1 pseudogene is annotated in these 547 nt (G+C 48.4%); it reads left to right on the forward strand.

The window, feature by feature from the left end:
* Nucleotides 1-547: pseudogene (locus tag R7Q11_RS28635) on the forward strand (ABC transporter permease); the annotation flags it as partial.

The following is a 547-nucleotide window of genomic DNA, read 5'->3' on the forward strand; positions in this document are numbered from 1 at the left end:
GCTTTGATTTCCTGTTTGTGGCCACTGATTCGATTGTTGAAATCGCAACCAATTCGTTTGTCTTCGCGTTTATCGTTAATGCGCTTTGCTGGAAGAGAGTTTTCTTGGCAAGCAGTGGCGGCATGTGCTTTCTGTGTAGCCGCGGTTGCGGTTTACCAAGCACCTAAAACGCAAGAGACGGGTTTTGCCATTATCGCATTGATGTTGGTGAGTGTGGCTCTATTCATGCCATTTTTGATGTGGCACATGTTCCAAAGCTTCTCATACACGTTACGCTGGGTTCGTGTGCGTTGGTTCTTTGCTGATGCGGCGGCAAGTATGAGCTATCGTGGTGTCGCAACGATGGCGTTTATGTTGGCGCTCGCTGCGAATATTGGTGTTGAGACCATGGTGGGTAGCTTTAGAGACACCACTGACAAATGGTTAAGCCAACGCTTGGCCGCAGATATCTATATTTATCCAACAAACAACTCGGCAGGGCGAATGAGCGCATGGTTACAAGATCAGCCAGAAGTTGAATCGGTTTGGTGGCGCTGGGAAAAAGACG

It is taken from the genome of Vibrio sp. 970 (assembly GCF_033339075.1).